The sequence below is a fragment of the Chitinophaga sp. genome (assembly GCF_019236475.1).
In the GTDB taxonomy this organism is placed as follows: domain Bacteria; phylum Bacteroidota; class Bacteroidia; order Chitinophagales; family Chitinophagaceae; genus Chitinophaga.
On sequence record NZ_JAFAIX010000004.1, the window covers coordinates 306,425 to 330,287 of the forward strand.

Sequence of the window (23,863 nt, forward strand, 5' to 3'; positions counted from 1 at the left end):
TTGACTTAGATTGATGTTTTTTTTGCAAATAAAGCAAAAGGCATACAAGTGTAGCAAACTTATATTACATTAGGAATGGAAACTCTGATATGGAGAAAAGAGTATTATGATTCACGACATAGATCAGATATCATGCGCGCGCAATTTATTTCTACGGATACCATCGATAGTTGAAGAAACATAATTAGAGAATGATTAAAAAGTATATCGCCAAAATCTTTCAGCCGAGTAATACTATTCGTACATCCGGGTATATTATCAACTAAAAATCTACAGCACTCTTGAGCAAAATCCTTGTTATGACATTTGAGTTAAAATAAAAGTGAATTAATGGAACGTTCACATTAATAAGAAAGGCCTCATTTTTTATGTTGCACCACCTCGCCAATCGCTATGAAGAGGAGTGGCAGGAACCTGTGCTTATAATCACGACTATGCCGCATTAAACACAATAGCATACAGCATGGATGAACAGCTTGATCATGCGCATGTTCCATCCCTTTCGTGGCATTCGCCAGTGAATAATTATGCCACTATTCGTCGTAATAAACCAAAATCAGTTTTATCAATTCAAAATCAAAAAAATGATGCAGACAACGAAAACATGTCTATTGTTTTTTATGCTCTTTTGCATAGGAAGCATGTTTGCCTATGGGCAGGAAAAAATGACTGTTTCAGGTAGCGTGAAGGACTCGACAGGCACCGGCCTTGAAGGAGCTACCGTAAATGAAAAAGGCACCTCCAACTGGGTAGGAACAGGTAAGGGTGGTAGCTTTACCATCCACGTAAAACCAGGGGCGAAGCTGATTATTTCGTATGTAGGATTTAACACCAAAGAAATGCAGGCTGCTGCTTCGATGCAGATAACACTACTCTCTAATATCCGGACTGCGGATGAAGTGGTAGTTACTGCCTTGGGTATCAAAAAACAATCTAAAGCATTAGGTTATGCAGTATCCAAAATCGATAACGACAGGATCATGGCCAGTGGTACGCCTACGAATCCTTTACAAGCACTCTACGGGGCTGCGCCTGGCGTGCAAGTAGCAGCTACTGCGGCCGGACCTTCCGGGGGAATGAAAATCAATATTCGAAATGCGGTATCTTTCGATGAGAATTCATCCACGCGCCCACTCATCGTGGTGGATGGCGTACCTATTCATGACCAAAATACGAAAATGGGTTTCGGTGCTACGGATCGTGACAATGGTACCGGTATTAATGATATCAACCCAGATGATATCGCCTCTATGGAAATTTTGAAAGGGGCTAAAGCATCCGTACTGTATGGTAGCGAAGGCGCCAACGGTGTTTTACTGATTACCACCAAAAGTGGCAACAAAGGCAAAGGCCTGGGAGTAGCAGCCTCCTTTACCACTTCATGGGACCGTGCAGCGTTTCTTCCTAAATTACAAAATGAATACGGTACCGGCTCCAGTCCAAGTAACTCCAGATATGACGCGCAGGGATTTTATTTAGACGCAAATGGAAAGAGAGCGCTGGCAACTACCTTGGGAGATGGTTCTGGTGCAGCGGCATTTGGTCCAAAATTCGATCCAAACGTGAAGCTGTTGTGGTGGGATGGCGTAGAAAGACCATGGGTGGCACAAACGAAAAATATCTACAATGATCTTTACCAAACAGGCCATCAAAATACAACGAATGTGGCGTTGAGTGGAGGAAATGACCAGGGACAGATTCGTTTTTCATACACTAATTTAAGTATGACCCCGATCCGCCCAGGTTCAGATTTTAGCAAAAATACTTTTAGCATTAATTCCTCTTACAAGCTAAACCCCAATGTTACCCTTAAATATACCGGCAACTTTTTTATCTCCAGAAACCTGAATGCTGCCAACCTGAATACCATGAATGGAGAAGGTCAGGCGGCAGAGATTGGGGCATATAGTGCGGATATCAATGTTGGCTTGTTAAAGTCACATATGGTGACTCCCGATGGATATAACTACTTCGCTAACCCAACCCTGAGGAATTTAATCTCCAACGGTAGGAAAGCAGTGGTAGGCTATCTCTGGGATCAGCTCCAAAATCAATCTATTTTTACAAGATTGCATAATATCCAGTCTTTAACTGCCGATATAAAGCTCACCGATATATTTAGTGCTACATTAATGGGTGGTATAGATTATAGCACCGAGCGGAATGAATATAAAGGTAAATTATTGGATCCGCAGTTATCAGGGCCTAATAGTGGTTTCATGTACAGTGATGTAACGAATATCTACAAGAACACCTATGGCCAGGGTATGCTTAATTTCAATAAAAAAATTAATTCCGATTTTGATTTGTCTGGTTTTGTGGGTGGAGTGATCCGCAAAAATTACCTGGAACAAAAAGGTGCATCTGTAAATGGTTACGGACAGTTAGTTATTCCTAATTACTTCTCCTTTAATAACTTGCCATTAGGCGTACAACCTCAGTACCAGTTTGCTAACGGTACGGATATGCTATACAGCTTACTGGGATCAGCACAATTGGCATGGAGAAACCAGGTTTATATAGAAGCACAGGCACGTAACGATTGGTCCTCTATTTTGCCTCCAGGTCAGAATAGTTATTTCTACCCTGGTATCAGTGCTGCGTGGATCTTAAGCGAAAGCTTTAAATTACCAGAGATATTTAATTATGCAAAAGTAAGAGCATCATGGGCAGATGTGGGTCGTCCAGGTCCACGTTATTTCAGTAACGTAAACTATTCCACTTCTCAAACTGGTGGTGGCTATGTGCTGACTCCTCCTGCCGATCTCCCTCCAATGGATGCCAATGGCTTCCCAAATCTAAAACCAGAGCGTAAGCGTGAGATGGAAGTAGGGTTTGAAACTTACCTGCTTGAAAATAAAAGAATTGGGGTGGACTTCTCTTACTACAAATCAAATATCTACGACCAGATCATGGCGGTAGCTGCCCCTCCAGGTATGGGTGTTAAAAATGTGCGTATGAACGCTGGTAACGTGATGAATAAAGGATGGGAACTGGCTATTAAGACAAAACCAGTTGTAACGAATGATATTGAGTGGGATGTAAACCTGATGTTTGCACACGGTAAAACAATTGTTGAAAAACTGGATGGCAGACTGCAATCCCTCACTTTGTGGACTGCCTTTGGTGCAGTGAATTCGGTGGCTAATGTTGGCCAGGAATATGGTCAGCTTTACCTGACTAAATCTAACTACACCTACAACAATCCAAATGATGCAAAAGATCCAAACAATGGTAAAAAAGTGGTAAATGCTGCTGGATCAGCCTATGACTACAAGAGCACAGCAAAGTTGATCGGAAAAACAATTCCTGATGTAACGGGTGGATTTTTCACTTCTTTCTCCTATAAAAATTTACGCTTCATCGCAAATATAGACTACCAGTTTGGTGCTACCTTCCTGTCAGGTTCAGAAACCTATATGATGGCGGCGGGTGTATTGAAAGAAACATTGAAATATAGAGATGAGGCACATGGCGGCGCTGCTTATTATTTAGATGCGAACTCCAAGAAAGTGGCAGGTGTAAACCCTAATGGACCTACCTTCCACGATGGCGTGATATTAGACGGTGTTAGTGCGGATGGTAAAACGAATACCAAAGTGGTTTCTGCTGAGAATTATTATTACGATTCTTATTTCTCAAATGGCTTCTTCCCTGAAGATAGGATATATAAAAGCGACTACGTAGCGCTGCGTAATATGGCTATCGATTATACTTTAAGCACAAGAATTGCTAAGAAGGTGCGCATGAACAGCCTGGTACTTTCTGTTTTTGCCAACAATGTGGCCTACCTCTACAAAGCTGCACCGAATTCAGTTCCTGAATCAACTAACGGAACAGGATGGGGCGTGGGTTCTTATGGAACAACCGCATTACCATCACAGCGCTCAATTGGTGTTTCTATCAAAACTAAATTCTAAAAACAACTAAGATGAAATATATTCAACTAAAATCCTTTTTCTTGCTTACGTTGTTAACAGCTTCTGTAGGCTGTAAGAAAAAACTGGACGACTTATATCAAAATCCTGACGGCTATTCAAAAGAAATGGCGGATAAATCTGGTGTAAGCGTTATTGCCGGCTTCTTCACTTCTCAGTTGACCCAGGGTTTCTTCTTAAGTGGTGATTATGGTTCTGTTTACCACCAGGTAAGAAGTGGAGACAGGATTATGGCCAATGCCGTTCAGATTTATAACGTAACTACGGAAGGAAGTTCTTATACACTTGCAGATGTGGAGCATGACTGGGGTACCGGCGGTTTTAACGAATCTGTTTTTAATTTTGTTAATACCCAATGGATCACACCTATACTTTGGGCCCAACGTGAATACAACAACACACCACAAGCGAAACGTACCAATTTGGATAGCTTGTATATAACGTTGATGCATGTATTAAAAGGCTATGCATACCAAAGAGCCACTGACATGTATGATAAAATTCCGTACATCGAAACAGGTTCTGCTGGCGGTCTGGATGGCGTTAAAGCAAAATACCTGGGTCAAGCAGACATCTATCCGAAAATAATCAATGATTTTAAAGCTGCCGAAGCAGTGATAACAAACTTGACCCTTTCTGCTACAGAACAGGCGTCATTTAACAAACAGGATATCCTTTTCGGTGGAAATATGCTGCAATGGCGTAAGTATATTAATTCATTAAGGTTACGTTGTGCCATGAACGTGAGCGAAATGATGCCTGATCTTACACGCCAGGTGTTGACTGATTTGCAAGGCAAACCTTTAATGTCTAACTATAACGATGTGGCTGGAGTAGCCGATATCGCTGTTGTTGCGCTTAATCGTATTTGTAACGAATTAGGTATTACGCGTGCATACAGGGAAAGGGCAGATGATTGCCGTGCAGGAAAAAAATTCTTGCAAGACGTGATGTACTGTCAACCAACGCTGGGCAGTAAAGTGGTAAACGGACAAACGTTATACTATTTTAGTGGCGATAATTCCGCAACAGGCTTATTGAATGGTACTGTTGATCCGCGCGTTTCTTATATGTTCGCTCCTGACTGGAGTGGCAGATACCTCGGTGTTGACACCAAGTGGGATGGCAATACAGATCCAAATAGTTATCTGAATAAAATTTTGCGTGGCCTCTACATCAATGATCCTATCCTGACTGATATTTCAAAAACAACCTTTTACTATGGTGTAAATAATAGCCAGTCAATTGTTTTGGATGATGCGTCAAAAGCAAATTTGTCTAAACGCGAGTCATTCTTGTTAAATACACTTCGCAACAGAGTGGCGAACTACGATGATAATGGCTGGAACGTAGGTACTGAAAACAACCTGGTTGCAGAGTACAATATCCGTCCGCAATTCAACTTTGCACTAAAATATCCAACCCTTCATGCGGTTGAAACGGAGCTTTCTTTGGCGGAAGCAGCCGTAAGAGGTTTTGGTCAATTGAATGGTTCTGCCCGCGATCACTACAAGAATGCGATCATTTTATCCTGCAAATATTGGTATGATCTGAATAGCTCAAATCCATATTCCAAGACAACTACCCCGGCGATGCCTACTACCATGGATGATTCTAGAATCAACGCCAGACCTCCAATGGAATATGATGCAAGTGCTTACGCAGAGACGGCAGCTCAGAAATTTGATGCTATGTCAAGCACCCAACAAGTACAAGCAATATTTAATCAGTTGCAGTTGCACTATAATATGTTGAACTTTGAAGTACCATATACTGCAGCGCGCAGATTAATTAAATACCTGGGTACAAATCCTGCTTCTATGTATGAAAGATTCAAATGGAAAGAAAGAATGACTTATCCAAGTAGCGTTCAGGCTTCCGATCCAGACGGATGGTCCATTATTAGTCCTACTAATAATCCAGACCTCCCTGTATGGTTTACAGGTCGTTCTGCCAAATGGAAAAATGCATTAGAATAAGCATCCTAATGAAGTACAGATAAAAAAGATCCGGTCCAAAATGGCCGGATCTTTTTTATGCAGGTTAAATATTAATTGCTATCAAAGTCAGGCCATTCTTTCCTGGATAGGTTTCAGTTGGTATGCCTTGTAGAAGAAACGATCTGCTTCATGCTGATCTGCTGCGAAGTTCACCACTTCTACAATTTTACCGTCCTTGATTTTCCACAGTAGGCACCATAACATATCTACATTGTTGCCGTCTTCTCGGTTGCTCCAGCCACGGTGGCAGTCAATTACGTAATCGTCATTAACGCCCAATACAATAGGATCTGCCTTGAATCCTGATTCGCTTAGCTTGGAGAAGTAGGCCAGTACTTCCGTAATACCTACTTTAGTACCGCTCATGGGGTGATGCCCTGGGATCGTCCATTTAACGTCTTCCGCTACCACTTCTTTCATGGCTTCGGTGTCAAACTGGCTATACGCCGCAAAAAATTTACCTATAATCTCAAGATTAGGGTGTTGTTCGCTCATGGATAATATGGTTTTTTAAAGGATTAGTAGTTAAAGTTCAGATAAATAGCATTCGGCTGCACATAGTTGTTGATAAGATAACATAAAGGTGATATGGAATGGCTCAATTATACTCATGGAACAGTACCGCTCCGATTTCAGTTATCACTACCAGCGCATATAGCATCCATGCATAATTCCGCATGCCCATCTTAAAAAGCAGGTAAGTAGGGAGGAGGTAGATGAGGAATTTAAAAATAACGATGTATGGTAATTTTAACCTCCGGGTAGCTGTTGGTGCAGCCCAGGTACCCCACAATACGATGATGAGGAGCAACAAGCCGGCCGCCACTGCATATTTTAACCAGGGAGCAGCAATGGTTTTAATAGGAACATACACGGCCACAATCAACATAATTATTTCTAGTGAAAATGCCAGCGTACGATTTAACCATTTAAGTAGCATCATTTGATAAATAGGTTTGATGATGAATACCTTAGACCGGCAAAATTAGTTGGAGTTTAGAATGGGTAATAATAAAATGGCTAAATTGTTTCGGATTTCTAGTGGGAAAAGGGAAAATTGATTTTCCGGGGAATAGTTAAAAAAAATGCTTGTCAATTTTCCGGTTGTCTGGCGGATATAGGGGGAATACTTTTGTGGAAGTAATTAAACAGATTGAATATGGAACTGAGTTTTGACCGAATGTATAAGGCTTCCATCGAAAAGGATGTTGCGTTTGAAGGCGTTTTTTTTACTGCGGTAAAAACAACGGGTATCTTCTGCCGTCCGTCCTGCCATGCCCGCAAACCCAAACCAGAAAATATTGAATTCTTCCAGACCTCCAAAGAGTGTATCCTTAAGGGTTATAGGCCCTGTAAAGTATGTCAGCCGCTGGAAAAGTTAAACCAGACACCGGAAGAAATCCGCCTCTTGCTACAGGAGCTTTCTGCCAGCCCCGGCACCAAATACAAGGATGCAGACCTGATCACACGGGGAATAGAGCCACATCAAATACGACGTTGGTTCATGAAAAATCATGGTATGACATTTCATGCCTATCAGCGTATGTTCCGGATCAATGCTGCGTTTAAAAAAATCCAACAGGGGGAGTCCGTCACAGAGGCGGCTTTTGACGCCGGTTTTGAATCCCTGAGTGGTTTTGGAGATTCCTTTAAAAACATTTTCGGCGTTTCACCCAAAAAGAGCAAGACACAACGAGGGATTGATCTTAAGCGCTTGGAAACGCCCTTAGGCACTATGTACGCTTGTGCGGTGGAAGAAGGGATTTGCCTGTTGGAGTTTACAGATAGAAAAATGCTGGAGACGGAATTCCGATACCTGGCACGCACCCTCAATGCTACGATTGTGCAAGGCGACAATCCTCATTTCCATACACTCGAAACACAGTTGATGGAGTATTTCGAAGGAAAACGTAAAACGTTTACGGTGCCTTTGTTTACACCAGGTTCTGCATTTCAACAATCTGTTTGGAAGGTTTTGCAGCAGGTTCCCTACGGTACTACGAAATCCTACAAAGATCAGGCTATTGCCTTGGGAAATCCTGATGCCGTGAGGGCGGTGGCCAATGCCAACGGTATGAACAAAATATCCATTTTGATCCCTTGCCATCGTGTTATTGGCGCCGATGGTGCGCTTACTGGCTATGGTGGCGGTATCTGGCGCAAAAAATGGCTGCTGGACTTTGAAAAATCCCACTCTTAACATTTTCACCTCTTTCCTTCCTTACACAATTATTTTATGGTAACCTCTACGACCACTATCAACAAGTGGTATGCGCTGTTGATTATCCTCACCGCGCCACTTTTATATGTGATAGACATTTTTATTGTCAACATAGCTATCCCCACTATTAAAAACAGTCTACATGCTACCGACGGAGAAGTTCAACTGGTGGTAGCCGCTTATTTACTGGGTAGTGCCTGTTTCTTAATTATTGGAGGCAGAGCCGGCGATTATCTCGGCAAAAAGAAAGTATTCTTTTGGGGGATGTGTTGGTTTACACTCACGTCCTGTTTATGTGGCATATGTCAGACACCCACACAGTTGAATATTGCCCGCTTTTTCCAGGGGATTAGCTCTGCATTTATGGTAACACAATCTATATCGCTGATACAGGTATTGTTTCCTGTTGCCGATGAAAGAGCCAAAGCCATTGGATGGTATGGCATCTCCCTAAGCATTGCTGCTATTATTGGGCAAATGTTGGGTGGTTATTTGTCGGCAACCCATTTCGTCATAACTGGCTGGAGATTGATATTTTTTATCAACTTGCCTGTAGGAGCGGCTGCGATGTGGGCCATCTGGCGTTACCTACCAGAAACGGAAAAGGCGACCCAGGTGCAATTTGATTATCCGGGTGCAGTCGTGCTGACGGGGGCATTGGGATGCTTGATCTATTCCATCACCGAGGGGCGCGAACAAGGATGGCCGTGGTGGAGTTTTCTGCTGATGATGGTATCATTTGTACTGTTGTATATTTTCGTGTATATCCAAAAGAAAAAACAAATATCTAACCAAGGCCCCTTAATTAATTTGCAACTATTTAAACTGCCAGCTTTTAACATCGGGCTATTAGCGGTGCTCTTTCACTTTATGTTGCATACTGCCTACCTATTGATGATGGCGGTATTCCTGCAGAATGGGATGGGTATCTCGGCATTGGCTTGTGGCGCTTGTTTTATTCCGCATGCTTTATTATTCATGTTATCATCTGTGGTGGCTTCCCGATTGCTGGTGACCTATGGGAAGCGTGTACTCCAAGTGGGCCTGCTGATCATTCTGGTGGCTTTTCTGCTACATATTTTTTATAGCAGTAGTGGGCAAAATCCATTATGGACGGTATTGTTTATCGCGTTATATGGGCTTGGAAATGGGTTGGTACTGCCTTTCTTGTTGAATATAGTGTTGGATAATGTATCAACGGGAGACGCGGGCGCGGCTTCTGGCATATTCTCCACTTTTCAGCAAACGGCGTCCGGACTGGGTATTAGTATTATTGGCGGGATATTTTTTGCGGTGTTGGAATCCAAACAACATCCGGAGATATATGTCGCCGCACTACGGTCTGGACTTATTGCAGGGATTATCTGCTTGATGATGGTGGCATGGATGCTGTACCGATTGCCTGCTATAGCGGCCAGAAGATAGCTATTGCAAGGACATATTTCAGTGTTTGAAAAAAGTTATCCAGTTGTGCAGGGAATAGAAGAGAATATACGAAATGTTATCTTCGCGGTAAAACAACCGCCCCGTTATGCGTGAAATGCTGATTAAAACCTGCTTATTCCTATTTTTATTGATCCCCTTTAGGAGCTTCGCAGGTGGACTTTCTGCTTGGGAAGAAATGACGCCTTACAACAATACGATTGCACATGATGGAACCAGTGGTGGCTGGATAACTTTGACAATGGATACGACTACCGTATCGTTTAAACATTTTTATTTCTACAGAGGGTACATTGTGGCCTCGGCAGACTCACTACAATACATCATCAACGAAAAAACGAAATCAATTCAACAGTTTACAGATGTAAATGCATGGCAGCAGGCCATTGCACAACAACACCTGGATCCGCTCTGGAAAAGGGAATTTGATGATTGCTATGGTACCGATAAATTCGGAAGGATACTATTATTGCTCCTATTTCCAATACCATTGCTGGTACCCATCTTATGGTTGATTTGCCTGATCAGCTTATTATTTCCCACGCGAAAATTGATAAAAATACGTCGGCACTTTTCCTGGATATATCCTGCCATTGTAGTGTTGGTGATACTCTATGATACACTGCCACAGAGTATTTAGGCGGATGATTGCTTAAAGAGAAAGACGAAATATTTATTTAAGTACATCCCAATTGATTGATTTTCAAAATCACTTCCTTATCTTCACGCCCCACATTGATAAAAAATTATTGCTGATTCTGTAGCTCAGTTGGTAAAGCAATACACTTTTAATGTATGGGTCGCTGAAGGCGAGTCCCAGCGGGATCACAGATAACGTTACCTAAATAAGTAGCTTTCTCTGCTTGGAAACTATGCAAATAAACTTGTTTGTTTCATGTCATCAGTTTTTGGTCAATAATAGTAGGGTTAACCTTAAAGTCGAACCTAAAAATATCCTGTACAAGTTCAATATTAAGTATGAACAAGAATTTTATTACCCATTTATCCCTCCTGTTAGTATTCCTTGGATGCAATCTGAATGTTGTTGCCCAGCTTGAATTACGCAAGGTGATACCTTTAAGTCCTACTGCTGCTGAAATGCAGAAGTACGTTGATGCGCCTGTAAACTATTTTACAGGTATTCCTGCTATCAGTATTCCAGTGTATACTATTCATGCAGGTGATTTGTCGTTGCCATTAAGCCTTAGTTACCATGCGGGTGGAAATAAGGTAGAGGGGCTTTCCACCTGGATTGGTTTGTCCTGGAGTCTGGGAACCTTGCCAAGTATTTCAAGATCCGTAAATGGTATTCCGGATGAAACGCCCGGAGGTGCTTTCGAAAAATTCGGTAACAGATCCTTTAAGGAGTGGTATGACCGACTCCTCGCTGGAGGAAGTGGAGTAGGAGAATACAAGAATTTTCTGGCGGATATGAAAGCGGGTCGGGCTGATAATGCCCCAGATATTTTTTCTTACAATATTAATGGCGCCAGTGGGAGATTTTATTACAATCAGGAACTGAACAAGTTTGTTACTACCCCGCTGAGTAATGTAAAGATCAGCTACGGTAATAATTCCTTTACGATTGTAGGGGAAGACGGCATCATCTATAATTTTAACGGTTTGGATGCTGAAACAACAGGAGGAAATGGCCTTGCCATCAGTAATCCTGTTACCACTACCTGGATGATTTCATCCATTCAAAATAGTGCCAAAACAGAAACGATTAGTTTTGATTATGCAAATGAATCGCAGATCAACCAATCGATTGTCAATGAGACAAAATTTCAGTTCCTCAGTGGCGAAATGTGCGATGGTGAAAACAGTCCCCCACCTTATGCTGGAGTTTCTATTGCAGTAGTTTCCACGCATAGTAAAAGACTTACCGGTATTAATTTCCGAGGAGGGACTGTGAAATTTGTAGCTGCCACTACAGATAGACAGGATCTGATCGGATCCTATGCGTTGGATAGTATTATCATACTGAATAATCGGGGAGAGATTATTAAGCAATCCGTATTGGGTCATAAGTATTTAACATCCTCTGGCTGTAATGGCTCCGTAACCTATCGTACTAATAAGTGGATGTTGCTTTCTGGCTATCAGGAAATAAGTAGCAATAAAAAGGTAAATTCCTACTCATTTGAGTATGAGGAATTTATTGTACCTCCTTGCAGAACCTCCATGGCACAAGACTTTTGGGGTTTTTATAATGGTAAGCTAAGCAATAATTCACTGATTCCTACTGTTACCATTACAGGGACGAATAATAACGCTATCGTTATAGGAGGCGCGGATAGAAATGTAGATATTTACTCTAGTCAATTTGGGATCCTGAAGAAGATGGTTTTTCCTACGGGTGGTTACAGGGAGTTTGTGTATGAAAATAATGACGCGTATTCAGATAATTTGCCATTGCAATATAAAAAGGACTATGCTGTCTTGCAGTCAGACTATAATGATGTTCCTATAGGGGAAGAGAATAATCTACCAGCGTCTGCCAGGTATGAAGTAGAGTTTACTGTTAATAATCCACCTGATAAAATTCTTAATAATAACAATCCAAATGGAGGTGCTTTCCTGGATGGTGAGATCGGCGAGCTAGGTGTACCTCCTGGAACTGCCGGTGCTAATGTATATATACAGCGTAAAGAAGGACCTCCTTATTTCGGTTTTGCAATCACTTATCCATTTTCGGATCATTATATACCTAACGGAACATATGTATTGACGGCTGTTTTCAATCAAAATCCTCCTAATTATCAAAACTTTTATGTCTTGCTTTCATGGAAGGTAATTGATAAGTCCAAAATCAATTCCTATGCTGGGGGATTAAGGATTAGGGAAATAAAAACATTTGAAAATGCCGGTAGTATACCCTTAACAGAAAAATACAGATATACTGTAAGCCCTGAGTCAGATACCTCATCAGGGGATATCTTCTCAGACAGTAGATTAAATTATGCAGATAAAATAGATGTCAGTAATGTAAAATGGGACCCTGTTTTATCAAAGGAGTATACCTGCGAATATACGGTCGCCAGACTGCAATCCTTCAGTACCCAGCAACAGGTGAACTTCGCTGGTTCCCTGGTTGGATATAAAAATGTGTATGTAACGACATCTGCCCCTGAGCAAACAGGTATGACTAATTATACCTATACCTATGCCAGGGATATTAATCAGTACGGATTACCATACCCGCCTCCTATTAGCGCCGAAGATTTCAGAGGACAATTGAAAAGTAAAAAAGATTATCAGTTTAAGAATAATAAATTCCAATTGGTCAAATCTGTAGATTATGATTATGATAATAGATCTGCAGATGATTTGATGACGTATGGGATCAAAACAGACCCTGAGGCGATGGTAGTTGAATGGGTTAATAAATATATTAAATACCCTGTGAGCGTCTCTTATACTATAACTCCTACCTGGTCTGCTGTTAGCTCAAAAACCGAACGGGTTTATGATCTGGAGGATGCATCAAAGGTTATAGAGATCCCTACAACATATTTATATAACGATCACCAGCATGTAAAGGAAGTAGCTACACAAACTAGTAACGGGGAATTGAATCGTTCTGTTTCTTTTTATCCATATGAACTTACACTAACAGGAAGTGATGAAATAGCCCGTCAGGCATTATTGTCAAATAATATCCTTGGGGTAGAGCTTAAAAAGGAGAATTATCTGAGTTCCAGATTGCTTTCTGCCATCAATAGTAATTTCCAGCTTACACCTTCCGGTACAAGGGCACGTAGCATTGAAATGATCCGGAATAATGCCAACGATGGCATTGCGATGGACTATATTTCCTACGATGTGTTTGGAAATATTCTGCAACAACGCAAACGCAACGATGTGATGGAAGTATATGTCTGGGGTTATTCCAACCTTTATCCTGTAGCAAAAATTCTTGGGAGCGACTATAATACAGTCAGCAGTTTTATTAACCCAGCAATCCTAAACGATCCAGCTACCACAGATGCTGCAATGAGAGCGGAACTGGATAAGATCAGGAAAGGACTGGCCAACACCAATGCACAAGTCTTCACTTATACCTATAAGCCTCTTTTCGGCATCACCAGTGAAACAGATGCCAGAGGAAATATCACGACTTATGAATATGATGAATTTGGGAGATTGTTATTAGTCCGAGACAAAGAAGGCAATATTCTTAAAAAAATGGAGTATGTCCTGAAGCAACAGTAGCCATACCTACTTCGGTTAGAAACATGTCAACTATCCACTCAAAAGAAAGTAAAATCTTGAAAAAATATCTCTATACCCTGTCGCTGCTGATTTGTGCAATGAGTACAGTGGCACAGAATATCCCAAATGAAGCAGGTAGGACGCTGGCGGCGCCCGCTCCTGTTCCCGGTACTTACAATGGAATTAATCTCAATTTTATACGTACCTGGGAGCCTAATAAGCCTTTAACAGATGCGGCGGCTGTCAGTGAGACAGGTAAAACAATTAAGGAAGTAAAGCAATCTACCGTTTTCCTGGATGGTTTGGGCAGACCATTGCAGACTGTTGTCAAAGGGTTGAGTCCCACTGGTAAGGATTATGTAACACCCGTATTGTATGATGCATATGGCCGGGAGATTTATAAATACCTTCCGTATGTCCAGACTTCTGCTAATACAAATGATGGGGAATTTAAAAATGATCCATTTAATGCACAGAAGGCGTTTTATGAAAATCCTGATTTGAATAGGAATTTATCCGGTGAGAAAATCTTCTATTCCCAGAATGTCGTAGAGACTTCACCGTTAGGCCGTTTGCTGTATACTTATTCCCCAGGAAATACCTGGGCGAGTACGGGGGGAAGTTATCCAGTACAACAGCAATACCAAACGAATACAATAGATGATTCTATTCGTATATGGGTAATGGGTGATAAACGTCCGGTTTCAACTGTCATTTATGGTGCCGGACAGCTCTTCAGGAATGTAACAATAGATGAAGCATCCAATCAGGTAATTTCGTTTGTAGATAAGGCTAATCGTGTTATTTGCAAAAGGGTAAAGTCAGCAGATAATCCAGGAAAGGCCCATATGGGGTGGCTGACTACCTATTATGTCTATGATGATCAGGGCGATCTTCGCTTTGTTTTACCGCCACTGGCAGTTCAGAAAATTACAGATAACTGGGATGTATCCAGGGTTGAAAATGGTTTGTGCTTTCAATATAGTTATGATGGCCGTAAGCGATTAATTGTAAAGAAAGTACCCGGTGCGGAAGCTGAAGAAACAGTATATGATGTGAGAGATCGGGTTGCATTTACACGGGATGGTAATTTAAAAGTCCAGGGGAAATGGCTGGTGACCTTCTACGATGCCATAAACAGACCTGTGGAAACAGCATTTTATAATAGTGCTGCTACAAGAGAGGACTTGCAGTCAAGAATGGACGCTACGACAAATGTAAACAGCACGCAATCGTATGTTTTTGCTGGTATAGAAAACCTCATAACGGCGGTAAATGACAGAACAGACTACGAGGCAGGTAATAGTATTGAACTGTTACCGGGATTCAGTACGAATGAAGGGGCAGAACAGGATTTTATTATTAATCCGCAGGGTAATGGAGGAAAAGTAAATATTGAAGTGAGTAGCCCATTGCCAGACATTCCTGCATCTGCCCTTACTCCTTTATCATTTACATTTTATGATAACTATAGTTTTCCTGGTGCTCATCCAGTTTTAACGGAAGATCTGAATAAACCAGAAGTTGGTCAGCATCCATATCCTGAATATAATACCACCGTAACGAATGATACTAAAGGCCTGGTTACAGGCATTCGTATCAGAGTGTTGGATACTGATCAATGGCTTACCACCACTAGTTATTATAATAATAAAGGTCGGGTTATCCAGTCAACAACTGACAATGCTTCCGGCGGCAGAAGTACTTTAACCAGCCTGTATAGTTTTAAAGGACAGTTGCTAAGTACATACCTTCGTCATGCCAATAATAAAAGTACGCAGCAGCCCAAGACGACTCTGTTAACCATCAATGAATATGATGATGCAGGAAATCTAAAATCAGTGAAGAAACGTCTGAATGATAATCCTGGTCTGGAAAGAACAATAGCATTGAATGCTTATGATGAACTAGGACGTCTTAACGGTAAAAAGTTGGGTATCAACGGCAGTAATCCAGCATTGGAAGAAATGACGTTTGACTATAATATTCGGGGATGGTTAAGTGGAATCAGTAAAGAATATCTGAATGGTCAAAGCACCACGCAACATTTTGGTCAGGAGCTCAGTTATGATAATGGATACAGTATTCCTTCTGTGAATGGAAACATTGCGGGAGTGCGCTGGAAGGGCTGGAATGATAAAACGGTCCGGTCTTTTGGCTATGAGTATGATAGGGTTAATAGACTCTCAAATGGAACCTATACACAATTGGAATCTGGCCAGTGGAGTAATAAAAATGTGGATTATTCTGTAAAATGGATCAACTATGATGCTAATGGAAATATCCTGCATATGGCACAGCAGGGCATGGAAGGAACTGCCATTCAATCGATAGACAGGTTGGCATATTCCTATCAACCCAATAGTAATAAACTCGCGGCAGTTTATGATAGTTCTACTGTCAGCGCCAAATTAGGTGATTTCAAAAATGGTCAGAACGCTGGAGATGATTACGCTTATGATCTGATGGGAAACATGGTGTCAGATGGAAATAAAGCTATTACCAACATTACTTACAATCACTTGAATCTCCCTGTTCGTATTGATATAGCACAAAAAGGCACGATTACCTATTCTTATGATGCGACAGGTAACAAACTGAAAAAAATTGTAATAGATAGAACAGTAACACCAGAGAAAACGGTAGTAACAGATTATATTTCCGGGTTTGTATATCAGAATGATTCCCTGCAAACAATCCCGCATGAGGAAGGCAGGATCAGGGTGGTAACTGCTTCAGGTCAGGAGCCTGCATACATTTATGATTATTTTGTAAAGGATCATCTGGGAAATACCAGACTGGTCTTAACAGAGAATAGCAATCGTAATATTTATGCGGCTACGATGGAAACGCCGGTAGCAGCAAAGGAGACAGCCTTATTTAGCAATATTGATATTACCCGTGCAGATAAACCTGTAGGATACCCATCAACGGAGGCACAGAATAAATCAGTCGCAAAACTCACCGCAAAGGATGGAGGCAGAAAAATCGGTCCATCTATCGTATTGCGTGTAATGTCGGGAGACACGATTCAGGTTGGAGTGAAAGCCTTCTATAAATCAACAGGACCTGGCGATAAGAAGGCCGGTACAGCACCTGCTGAGAATATGCTGGCAGATCTGGTGGAGGCATTTGGTGGCCAGAAATCACAACCAGGTACCCATGGCGTTTCCCAAGATGCAAATGGTACACCATTCACCACCAATTTTTATAATAATGATTATCGGCAGCTAAAGGAAAGAAACCCTCAGCATCCAGATATAGATCGACCTAAAGCCTATTTAAATTTTGTACTTTTTGATGATCAGTTTAAACTGGTAGAAGATAATAGTGGCGTCAAGCAGGTGAAAGCTACTCCTGATCAGCTACAAACCTTGTCCCAGGATAAAATTGTGATAGAGAAGAGTGGTTTTATGTATATTTATACCAGCAATGAAACCGCCCAGGATGTATACTTTGATGATCTGGTAGTTGCACATTCTGAAGGGCCAGTATTGGAAGAAACACATTATTATCCTTTTGGGCTGACGATGGCGGGGATTAGTTCGAATGCGTTGAAGGGGACGAATTACCCGGAGAATAGAAGGAAATACAATGGAAATGAACTACAAACGAAAGAATTTGACGACGGAAGCTCGCTGGAGTTGTACGACTTTAATGCCAGACAGTATGATGCACAAATAGGTAAGTTCATTCAGCAGGATAATTTATCCGAGAATCATTGGGATCTTTCTCCCTATCACTTTGGAATGAATAATCCGATTTTGTATGCTGATCCTACTGGATTGGACACTACAAGTGGTGGTCCGCCTCCTTCTAAGCCGGTGAATGGTGATGTATATGTTGTACCCAATTCAGAAACAGGAGGTAACTCATACTATACCTACAATAATCAAACAGGTTGGACGGGAACAGGAATGGATGGTGGAACTTTAAATACTGTGACAGTAACCAGTATAAAGCCTAAAAAATCTGATGGTCATACAGGAACAGCAAACATTGCTCTACCATTGACATTGGCTCCTTTAACACCAGCAATTCCAGAATGGACGATCGCGCCTCCAAATCCGATTGTATTGACATTAATGCTTTTGGTATGGCCAGCAAACTATGGAGAGAGGAGCTCAGATTATATCCCGCTAAAGAAATATATTCCAGCCCCGAGGGACCTGCCAGCATTCCCTTCTGCAAGGACTGCTCCACGTAAATCTCACAGGAAAAGATGGAAGATGCCAGATGGGAGAATTTTAGAATGGGATTCTTTTCATGGTAAAGTTGAGATGTATGATAAATCAGGAAGAAACCATTTAGGCGAATATGATCCTAATACTGGTGAAAAAACAAAAGAACCAGATCCAAGCAGATCTGTGGAAAAATAATTAATATATGGAAGTTACAAGAGATATCATTTGCTTTTCGCTAGATACAGAGGAAGAAGTTTTTTTTCGGAATATTGACCCTATATCTTTAGCGAACCTTAAGGAAATTTTTCATCCTGATGCGGATGATCCATTAATGTATTATGTTTATGGTATCAACGCTAGAGAGGCCGAACAGTTAAACAAAATATTGAAAGATAAGATTGAGTTTGATTTTGAAAAATGTTCTTATGAGCTTCATTGTCATAGTGTACCAGGTACTTAACGGGTGCTAAACTTATTTTACATCTGAGAAGGTAACTTGTTGACTCTTTGTATGTAGTCTAAAGATTCCTTAACTGAATACTATTAATACATTAAAAGCTGCAGGTCAATCCCGCGGCTTTTAATGTATATGCAGTGAAGTCGATGTCGAAGCCATTAGTTCAGATTACCTATCAACCAATTTCAGCAGCTCTGATATGCGCCATTTTATAGAAAAAGTAACAACCAGAATCTACCAGATAAGTCTCGGGCATATATTACTTTTGCTGCTTTTGATGATCAGTTTAAACTGGTGGATGATAACAGTGGTTCCCGCCAGGTGCAGGGAACTCCTGATGTATTGCAGACCCTTGGTGCGGATAATATCATCATGAAGAAAAGTGGATTTGTTTATATTTATACAACGAATGAGAGTAATGAAGATGTATACTTTGATAACCTGGTAGTAACGCATGGAAGTGGGCCGTTAATGGAGGAGACGCATTATTATCCTTTTGGCCTGACGATGGCGGGGATAAGTTCGAATGCGTTGAAGGGGACACAATATCCTAAGAATCGGAGAGAGTATAATGGTATAGAACATACTACCGATCTGGATTTAAATCAATATGATGCGCAGTTTAGAAATCTTGATCCACAGATAGGGAGATGGTGGCAGATAGATCCGAAGATTGAGAAAATGGAGATGTGGTCTCCTTATGTATCTAATTTTGATAATCCAGTTAGGTTCTCTGATCCTAACGGTGATTTTCCTTGGATTCTAATACCGATAGTTATTGGCTTGGTTACTGTGTCTCAACCGGCTGTAGCTCCAACAGGTAAAGCATCAGATGCTCCTGCAATTAAGGCAGCAAGAGACAATGCGGGAGTACATACCATTGCGAGTTTTGCGCCTGGGGGATTGAAGCCTTTAGCTCGTGCTTTTCAGAAGGATCCAGCGGTTGAAGGCGGTAGGATGGATGCATTGCCAAGGAAAGAGGGTTTTGATAGACACGAAATTCCATCTGCATCATCTTTGAAGAATACAGGTAAGGCAGAAAAAGGTGAGGCACCGGCAGTACAAACACCTACGCCATTGCATGCAGAAACAGGCAGTTTTGGAGGAGCTAGATCAGCGAGGGAGTATAGGGCGGTTGAGCAAGGATTACTGAATGAAGGGAAGTTTGAAGACGCATTTAAGATGGGAGTGGATAACTTACGAGTTGTAATGAAGGAGAATCCTCAAATGCTAAAAGATGCGAATATTACGACAAAAGATATGGAGAAGGGTATAAAGCAGATGGAGAATTATTTTAAAGATGTTTTACTGCCTAAATTACAGAGAGGATTAAATAAATAGAAATTATGACTATAAATATCACTCCTTTTGTTGGTGCAGGTGATATCATGTTGGGCACTGAAAGGGCAAAGCTTAGGGAACAATATCAGAATAAGTATTCGAGTAGAAAAAGCGGAGGAGATGAGATTGATTATTTCTTAAATAATCAGGTTACAGCTGATTACGACGATGATAAGGTTAGTTTTATTGGATTGAATGCTCCGTTGAAAGTTGAATACAATGGACTTGATTTGTTTAGTATGTCTTACGAACAAATTTATGATGCTTTATCGTTGGTATCTAAAGATATATATGGTGATGCAAGTTCCTTAACCTTTATGGACTTGGGGATAACGTTCTATTTTGAAGGAGGCGGTGATATGCCTAACTTGCCTCTACAAGTGGGGATTTTCACCCAGGAATACTATCGAAATAGTATGCATACCTTTAAACGTATATAATGAGCATATGCATAAAAAAACCGCAGCTATGAGCTGCGGTTTTTTTATGCATATGCTTTACGTGCTTTATAGTCGCGTAGATAGGTATCAATGATGTTAAATAATATAGCCCTGGTATCAGGATCTACTGCCTGAATTTCTTCAATTCTTTTATGGGCTGCTAAAATCCCGTGCTGTACAGGGTTACACGGTCTGGGGCAGGGAATGCGTGATCTTCCCTTTACGGAATGCAGAAAATAAGATCATGTCTTTATATGGTCGCAGTATTAGTAATAACGATAATGAGCGGCATTTTTATTTAAGTGGTCGGTCTGGCCTTTATCCCTGTTACCCAAGTAGTGGCGCCACAAGGCTGATACTGACCGAAAGCGTGATAGATGCTGCCAGCCTGTTACAGGCGCCAGCGCTGAGTATGGACTATGAAGTATTAGCCTTGTATGGCACCAACGGGCTGACAGCAGAACATGAGCAGGCTATTGTAAACCTGCCTGCACTTAAAGAAATCATCTTTATGCTGGATGGCGATGAAAGCGGAAGGGCTGCTACTGTCAAGCATGCCAACCTGTTATTGTCACTGGTTCCACGGGTGAAGATCAGCCAGGTGGTGCTGCCTGATGGAGAAGATGTAAACAGTGTACTGGTATCCCATGATGATAGTAATGTACTGTTAAAACTGCTGGAAGACAGGCAGGAGCTGTCTTGTTGCTGGTGCTGGTGGGGCTGCTTTAAATGTAGCAAAAGGAGCGGTGCATGCAGTGCGCCACCCCGTTGAAACCTTAAAAGGGTTAGGACATATGCTTTCCCAAACACCAATCCAAAATGGGATTGATTACGCATTAAATCTGTCTGCGCAGTATGGGAGTTCTGGTAGTGAGGCCTTCACAAAGTATGCGGTAGGTGCACACGCATTAACCGATATTGCAATGGCACTTTCACCTTTAAAGGAAGGAATCTTTGCTAAGGAAGGAGCTCTTGCTAAAAATCCATTTAATGGTCTCACATCCATAAATGAGATTGGTGCGGAGGGCGAAAAACTTACTAGAGGAATTTTAGAAACACAATTTAAAGAAGCCGATATATTGGAACAGGTAAATATAAAAATGGATGGAGCTTCAATGATTGCTGACTTTGTAGTAGTCAAAGAAGGTAAGGTAGTAGGGGTATTTGAATCAAAAGTCAATGATAGTCGGTTAAGAAACGCACAAAAGTTATTTTTTAATGATGGTGATGTTGGGGGCTTGTCCGGTAAAAATGCTGGTCCATATAAAGGACTGAAAGTTGACCCTTCAAAAGTTAAGACTGGTGTATATAGATGGGATTCAAAATCTGCATCTTTTATAATGTTATAAATAAGAAGTAATGACGCAAAAAGAAGTTTTACGAAAGCTAATAGATTTACTTACAACTGAGTTGAAGGCATTTGAATTTGAACCTTCATATAAAGAACAAGGATTTATCAAAAGAACAAGCACTAATATTTTTTCATATCAGTTTCTTGTTTATAATAGAACTATAATCAAGACAGGAGAAAAAGGTTTTCTAATTGAGCCATATATATGGATTAATGTAAAAGCAATAGAAAAAATTTATAAAGAGATAACGTTAAATACAGAGCTTAAAACCGATACCAATTTTATAACTATCGGGAATAGTATTGCAAATATCATTGCAAATCCCGATGGATTATATGAAAATAGGAATAGAAGCCTTGACCTGCGTATATATGAAGAAGAACATATTTCATTGGTGGCAGAACAATTAATAAGAAAATTTAAAGAAGTTGCTTTCCCTTATTGTCTGAATAATTCAACCGTGGCTATGGTTGATAAAATTATTAATGCGAGGCCCAATGAATATAAAGTACATATGTCAAATGATAACTATCGTATTTTAAAAGGCATTATAGCGGCAAAGCTCAATAATAATCCTCAGTTGCAAGAACTCATAGGCATATATGAAAAGCAAATAATAGATCGGGATATGTATAATGTTACAGATGAAATGAGCCGGTTAAAAGATATTCTACCGAGGATAGAAGGTAATTCTTAGTTCTTGGCATGAAGACCAAAGAATTAATTAAGTGAATCATTGAAAGCCGCGGCCCTGCGGCTTTTTTTGTAAATGTAAGATCTCCAGTAGGTACAAGTGGATATTCGGCCATAGGTTCCAATAACCTCTCTACTAATTTCAGTAGTTCAGATATGCGTCATCTGATAGAGAAAGATAACAGCCATAATCTGCCAGACAAGCCTAGGGCATATATCACTTTCGCGACCTTCGATGATCAGTTCAAACTGGTAGATAATAATAGTGGTTCGCGCCAGGTACAGGGTGCTCCTGATGTAGTTCAGACCCTCGGTGCGGACAATATCATCCTAAAGAAAAGTGGATTTGTTTATATTTATACAACGATTGAGAGTAATGAAGATGTATACTTCGATAACCTGGTAATTACTCATGGCAGCGGGCCGTTGTTGGAAGAGTCGCATTATTATCCGTTTGGGTTGACGATGGCGGGGATATCTTCCAATGCGTTGAAGGGGAGTAACTATGCGGAGAACCGTATGAAATACAATGGGAAAGAACTACAAAGTAGGGAGTTCGGAGATGGCTCAGGACTGGAGTGGTATGACTATGGAGCCAGAATGTATGATGCGCAGATAGGGAGATGGCATGTTGTAGATCCGTCAACTGAAAAGAGCTTTGGTTTGTCACCTTATAGATATGGATTTAATAATCCGGTTAGATATATTGATCCTAATGGAGCCTATGAAACAGATGGACATTTTTGGACAGTTTATCTAATGGCAACAATGATGGGTAGTAAGTATGCCTTTAATATCGCACATCATACCGAACGATGGGATAATAGAATGTATGCGAATGGAGATGCCTATGCAGAGAATCCTTCATGGATGGATCCTACATATCAAAGAGCCGTTCACGCCTTGACGGGAGGTTCTTCAACTTATGAGAGAATGAAATCAGCGGATATGGTGGAAGATGCTAAAACAACATTAACTCTTGGTTTGGCATTGCATAGATTAGGCGATAGTTATGCACACACGAGGCTAGACGATCCCAACACCATGTATAGTACTGGCCATGGACATGCCTTTGAAGGGGAAGGAGGGCATGCTCCTGATAAAATTGCTAATAGACCAGGTTTGTATAAGACTTATGCAAGTCACTTATCCAGCGCCTTGGGAAAGAGTTTAAACTTTAAGGGCAAGATTGATATGTTTACATTTAATTACGTTGCAGATTCAAGAGGCAGTACAGAGCAAAATAGTGCAATTTTTGAAACCGAGATACGAATTAGAGAAGAAGTAGGTTCATTTAGTGTAGCAGGGAATCAAGTAGGGGCAATTAATGATTATATTAGTGAAAGCAATGGACATTTTGGAAGAAATGTTCAGGCTAATGCGGTCTATACTAACGTAGATGTTTATAACAAGAATGATGATGGAGAATGGGTTAAAACAAAATCTGAAAGACGAACATTTGTAACTGTTAAGTAATGAAAGCTTCTGCAAAATTTATATCAATATACTATGCATGCTGCCTGTTGGTAGTAATAGGTATTAAGTATTTTTTTAATTTTTTTTCAACTGAGATATTTTC

General features: G+C 40.9%; 16 protein-coding genes and 1 tRNA gene. 15 read left to right on the forward strand and 2 right to left on the reverse strand.

From position 1 onward, the window contains the following. The first annotated feature begins 620 nt into the window (after positions 1 to 620). On the forward strand, positions 621 to 3,920 hold the full coding sequence (locus JO154_RS05350) for a SusC/RagA family TonB-linked outer membrane protein (protein WP_291942596.1): 3,300 nt from the start codon (positions 621 to 623) through the stop codon (positions 3,918 to 3,920). 11 nt (positions 3,921 to 3,931) lie between these two features. Continuing rightward, positions 3,932 to 5,917, forward strand: a complete 1,986-nt coding sequence (locus JO154_RS05355; protein WP_291942598.1) for a SusD/RagB family nutrient-binding outer membrane lipoprotein — start codon at positions 3,932 to 3,934, stop codon at positions 5,915 to 5,917. 87 nt (positions 5,918 to 6,004) lie between these two features. Here JO154_RS05355 and JO154_RS05360 read toward each other — a convergent pair whose 3' ends face one another. Then, entirely contained in the window at positions 6,005 to 6,433 is a 429-nt protein-coding gene (locus tag JO154_RS05360) for a nuclear transport factor 2 family protein (protein ID WP_291942601.1), read from the reverse strand. A 103-nt stretch (positions 6,434 to 6,536) separates the two neighbouring features. Next, positions 6,537 to 6,881: a YrdB family protein gene (locus JO154_RS05365; protein ID WP_291942603.1), complete on the reverse strand. Its 345-nt coding sequence runs from the start codon at positions 6,879 to 6,881 to the stop codon at positions 6,537 to 6,539. A gap of 216 nt (positions 6,882 to 7,097) precedes the next feature. Between JO154_RS05365 and JO154_RS05370 the strand changes: the two genes are divergently transcribed. The 13 genes from JO154_RS05370 to JO154_RS05430 all read left to right on the forward strand — a co-directional run bounded on the left by JO154_RS05370 (position 7,098) and on the right by JO154_RS05430 (position 23,760). Then, positions 7,098 to 8,138 (forward strand): bifunctional transcriptional activator/DNA repair enzyme AdaA, encoded by a 1,041-nt coding sequence (locus JO154_RS05370; RefSeq protein WP_291942605.1) that lies wholly within the window; start codon positions 7,098 to 7,100, stop codon positions 8,136 to 8,138. A 36-nt stretch (positions 8,139 to 8,174) separates the two neighbouring features. Then, positions 8,175 to 9,584, forward strand: coding sequence for an MFS transporter (locus tag JO154_RS05375; protein ID WP_291942608.1), 1,410 nt, complete (start codon positions 8,175 to 8,177; stop codon positions 9,582 to 9,584). Between the two features lie 106 nt (positions 9,585 to 9,690). After that, the gene (locus JO154_RS05380) at positions 9,691 to 10,242 is read left to right on the forward strand and encodes a hypothetical protein (RefSeq protein WP_291942609.1); all 552 of its coding nucleotides are present in this window, start codon (positions 9,691 to 9,693) and stop codon (positions 10,240 to 10,242) included. A 114-nt stretch (positions 10,243 to 10,356) separates the two neighbouring features. After that, positions 10,357 to 10,430 (forward strand) — tRNA-Lys (locus tag JO154_RS05385). 150 nt (positions 10,431 to 10,580) lie between these two features. After that, positions 10,581 to 13,817 (forward strand): RHS repeat protein, encoded by a 3,237-nt coding sequence (locus tag JO154_RS05390; RefSeq protein ID WP_291942611.1) that lies wholly within the window; start codon positions 10,581 to 10,583, stop codon positions 13,815 to 13,817. Positions 13,818 to 13,873: 56 nt separating this feature from the next. Then, on the forward strand, positions 13,874 to 18,196 hold the full coding sequence (locus JO154_RS05395; protein ID WP_291942612.1) for a DUF6443 domain-containing protein: 4,323 nt from the start codon (positions 13,874 to 13,876) through the stop codon (positions 18,194 to 18,196). Between the two features lie 7 nt (positions 18,197 to 18,203). Then, entirely contained in the window at positions 18,204 to 18,461 is a 258-nt protein-coding gene (locus JO154_RS05400; RefSeq protein ID WP_291942614.1) for a hypothetical protein, read from the forward strand. 291 nt (positions 18,462 to 18,752) lie between these two features. After that, the gene (locus JO154_RS05405; RefSeq protein ID WP_291942616.1) at positions 18,753 to 19,799 is read left to right on the forward strand and encodes an RHS repeat-associated core domain-containing protein; all 1,047 of its coding nucleotides are present in this window, start codon (positions 18,753 to 18,755) and stop codon (positions 19,797 to 19,799) included. 5 nt (positions 19,800 to 19,804) lie between these two features. Beyond that, on the forward strand, positions 19,805 to 20,239 hold the full coding sequence (locus tag JO154_RS05410) for a hypothetical protein (protein ID WP_291942618.1): 435 nt from the start codon (positions 19,805 to 19,807) through the stop codon (positions 20,237 to 20,239). 244 nt (positions 20,240 to 20,483) lie between these two features. Further along, complete coding sequence (locus JO154_RS05415) at positions 20,484 to 21,011, forward strand: toprim domain-containing protein (protein ID WP_291942620.1); 528 nt, start codon at positions 20,484 to 20,486, stop codon at positions 21,009 to 21,011. A 22-nt stretch (positions 21,012 to 21,033) separates the two neighbouring features. Further along, positions 21,034 to 21,588 (forward strand): hypothetical protein, encoded by a 555-nt coding sequence (locus JO154_RS05420; RefSeq protein WP_291942622.1) that lies wholly within the window; start codon positions 21,034 to 21,036, stop codon positions 21,586 to 21,588. A 10-nt stretch (positions 21,589 to 21,598) separates the two neighbouring features. After that, on the forward strand, positions 21,599 to 22,288 hold the full coding sequence (locus tag JO154_RS05425) for a hypothetical protein (protein WP_291942624.1): 690 nt from the start codon (positions 21,599 to 21,601) through the stop codon (positions 22,286 to 22,288). Positions 22,289 to 22,440: 152 nt separating this feature from the next. Beyond that, positions 22,441 to 23,760, forward strand: a complete 1,320-nt coding sequence (locus JO154_RS05430; protein ID WP_291942626.1) for an RHS repeat-associated core domain-containing protein — start codon at positions 22,441 to 22,443, stop codon at positions 23,758 to 23,760. The last annotated feature ends 103 nt before the right edge of the window (positions 23,761 to 23,863 follow it).

Bases quoted from the DNA above. Each gene is read 5' to 3' on its own strand.
- JO154_RS05420 (WP_291942622.1), top strand. From the start codon at position 21,034: ATGCTTTCCCAAACACCAATCCAAAATGGGATTGATTACGCATTAAAT.
- JO154_RS05350 (WP_291942596.1), top strand. From the start codon at position 621: ATGCTCTTTTGCATAGGAAGCATGTTTGCCTATGGGCAGGAAAAAATG.
- JO154_RS05375 (WP_291942608.1), top strand. From the start codon at position 8,175: ATGGTAACCTCTACGACCACTATCAACAAGTGGTATGCGCTGTTGATT.
- JO154_RS05365 (WP_291942603.1), bottom strand. From the start codon at position 6,881: ATGATGCTACTTAAATGGTTAAATCGTACGCTGGCATTTTCACTAGAA.
- JO154_RS05355 (WP_291942598.1), top strand. From the start codon at position 3,932: ATGAAATATATTCAACTAAAATCCTTTTTCTTGCTTACGTTGTTAACA.
- JO154_RS05380 (WP_291942609.1), top strand. From the start codon at position 9,691: ATGCGTGAAATGCTGATTAAAACCTGCTTATTCCTATTTTTATTGATC.
- JO154_RS05400 (WP_291942614.1), top strand. From the start codon at position 18,204: ATGGAAGTTACAAGAGATATCATTTGCTTTTCGCTAGATACAGAGGAA.
- JO154_RS05390 (WP_291942611.1), top strand. From the start codon at position 10,581: ATGAACAAGAATTTTATTACCCATTTATCCCTCCTGTTAGTATTCCTT.
- JO154_RS05425 (WP_291942624.1), top strand. From the start codon at position 21,599: ATGACGCAAAAAGAAGTTTTACGAAAGCTAATAGATTTACTTACAACT.
- JO154_RS05415 (WP_291942620.1), top strand. From the start codon at position 20,484: ATGTCTTTATATGGTCGCAGTATTAGTAATAACGATAATGAGCGGCAT.
- JO154_RS05360 (WP_291942601.1), bottom strand. From the start codon at position 6,433: ATGAGCGAACAACACCCTAATCTTGAGATTATAGGTAAATTTTTTGCG.
- JO154_RS05430 (WP_291942626.1), top strand. From the start codon at position 22,441: ATGCGTCATCTGATAGAGAAAGATAACAGCCATAATCTGCCAGACAAG.
- JO154_RS05370 (WP_291942605.1), top strand. From the start codon at position 7,098: ATGGAACTGAGTTTTGACCGAATGTATAAGGCTTCCATCGAAAAGGAT.
- JO154_RS05410 (WP_291942618.1), top strand. From the start codon at position 19,805: ATGACTATAAATATCACTCCTTTTGTTGGTGCAGGTGATATCATGTTG.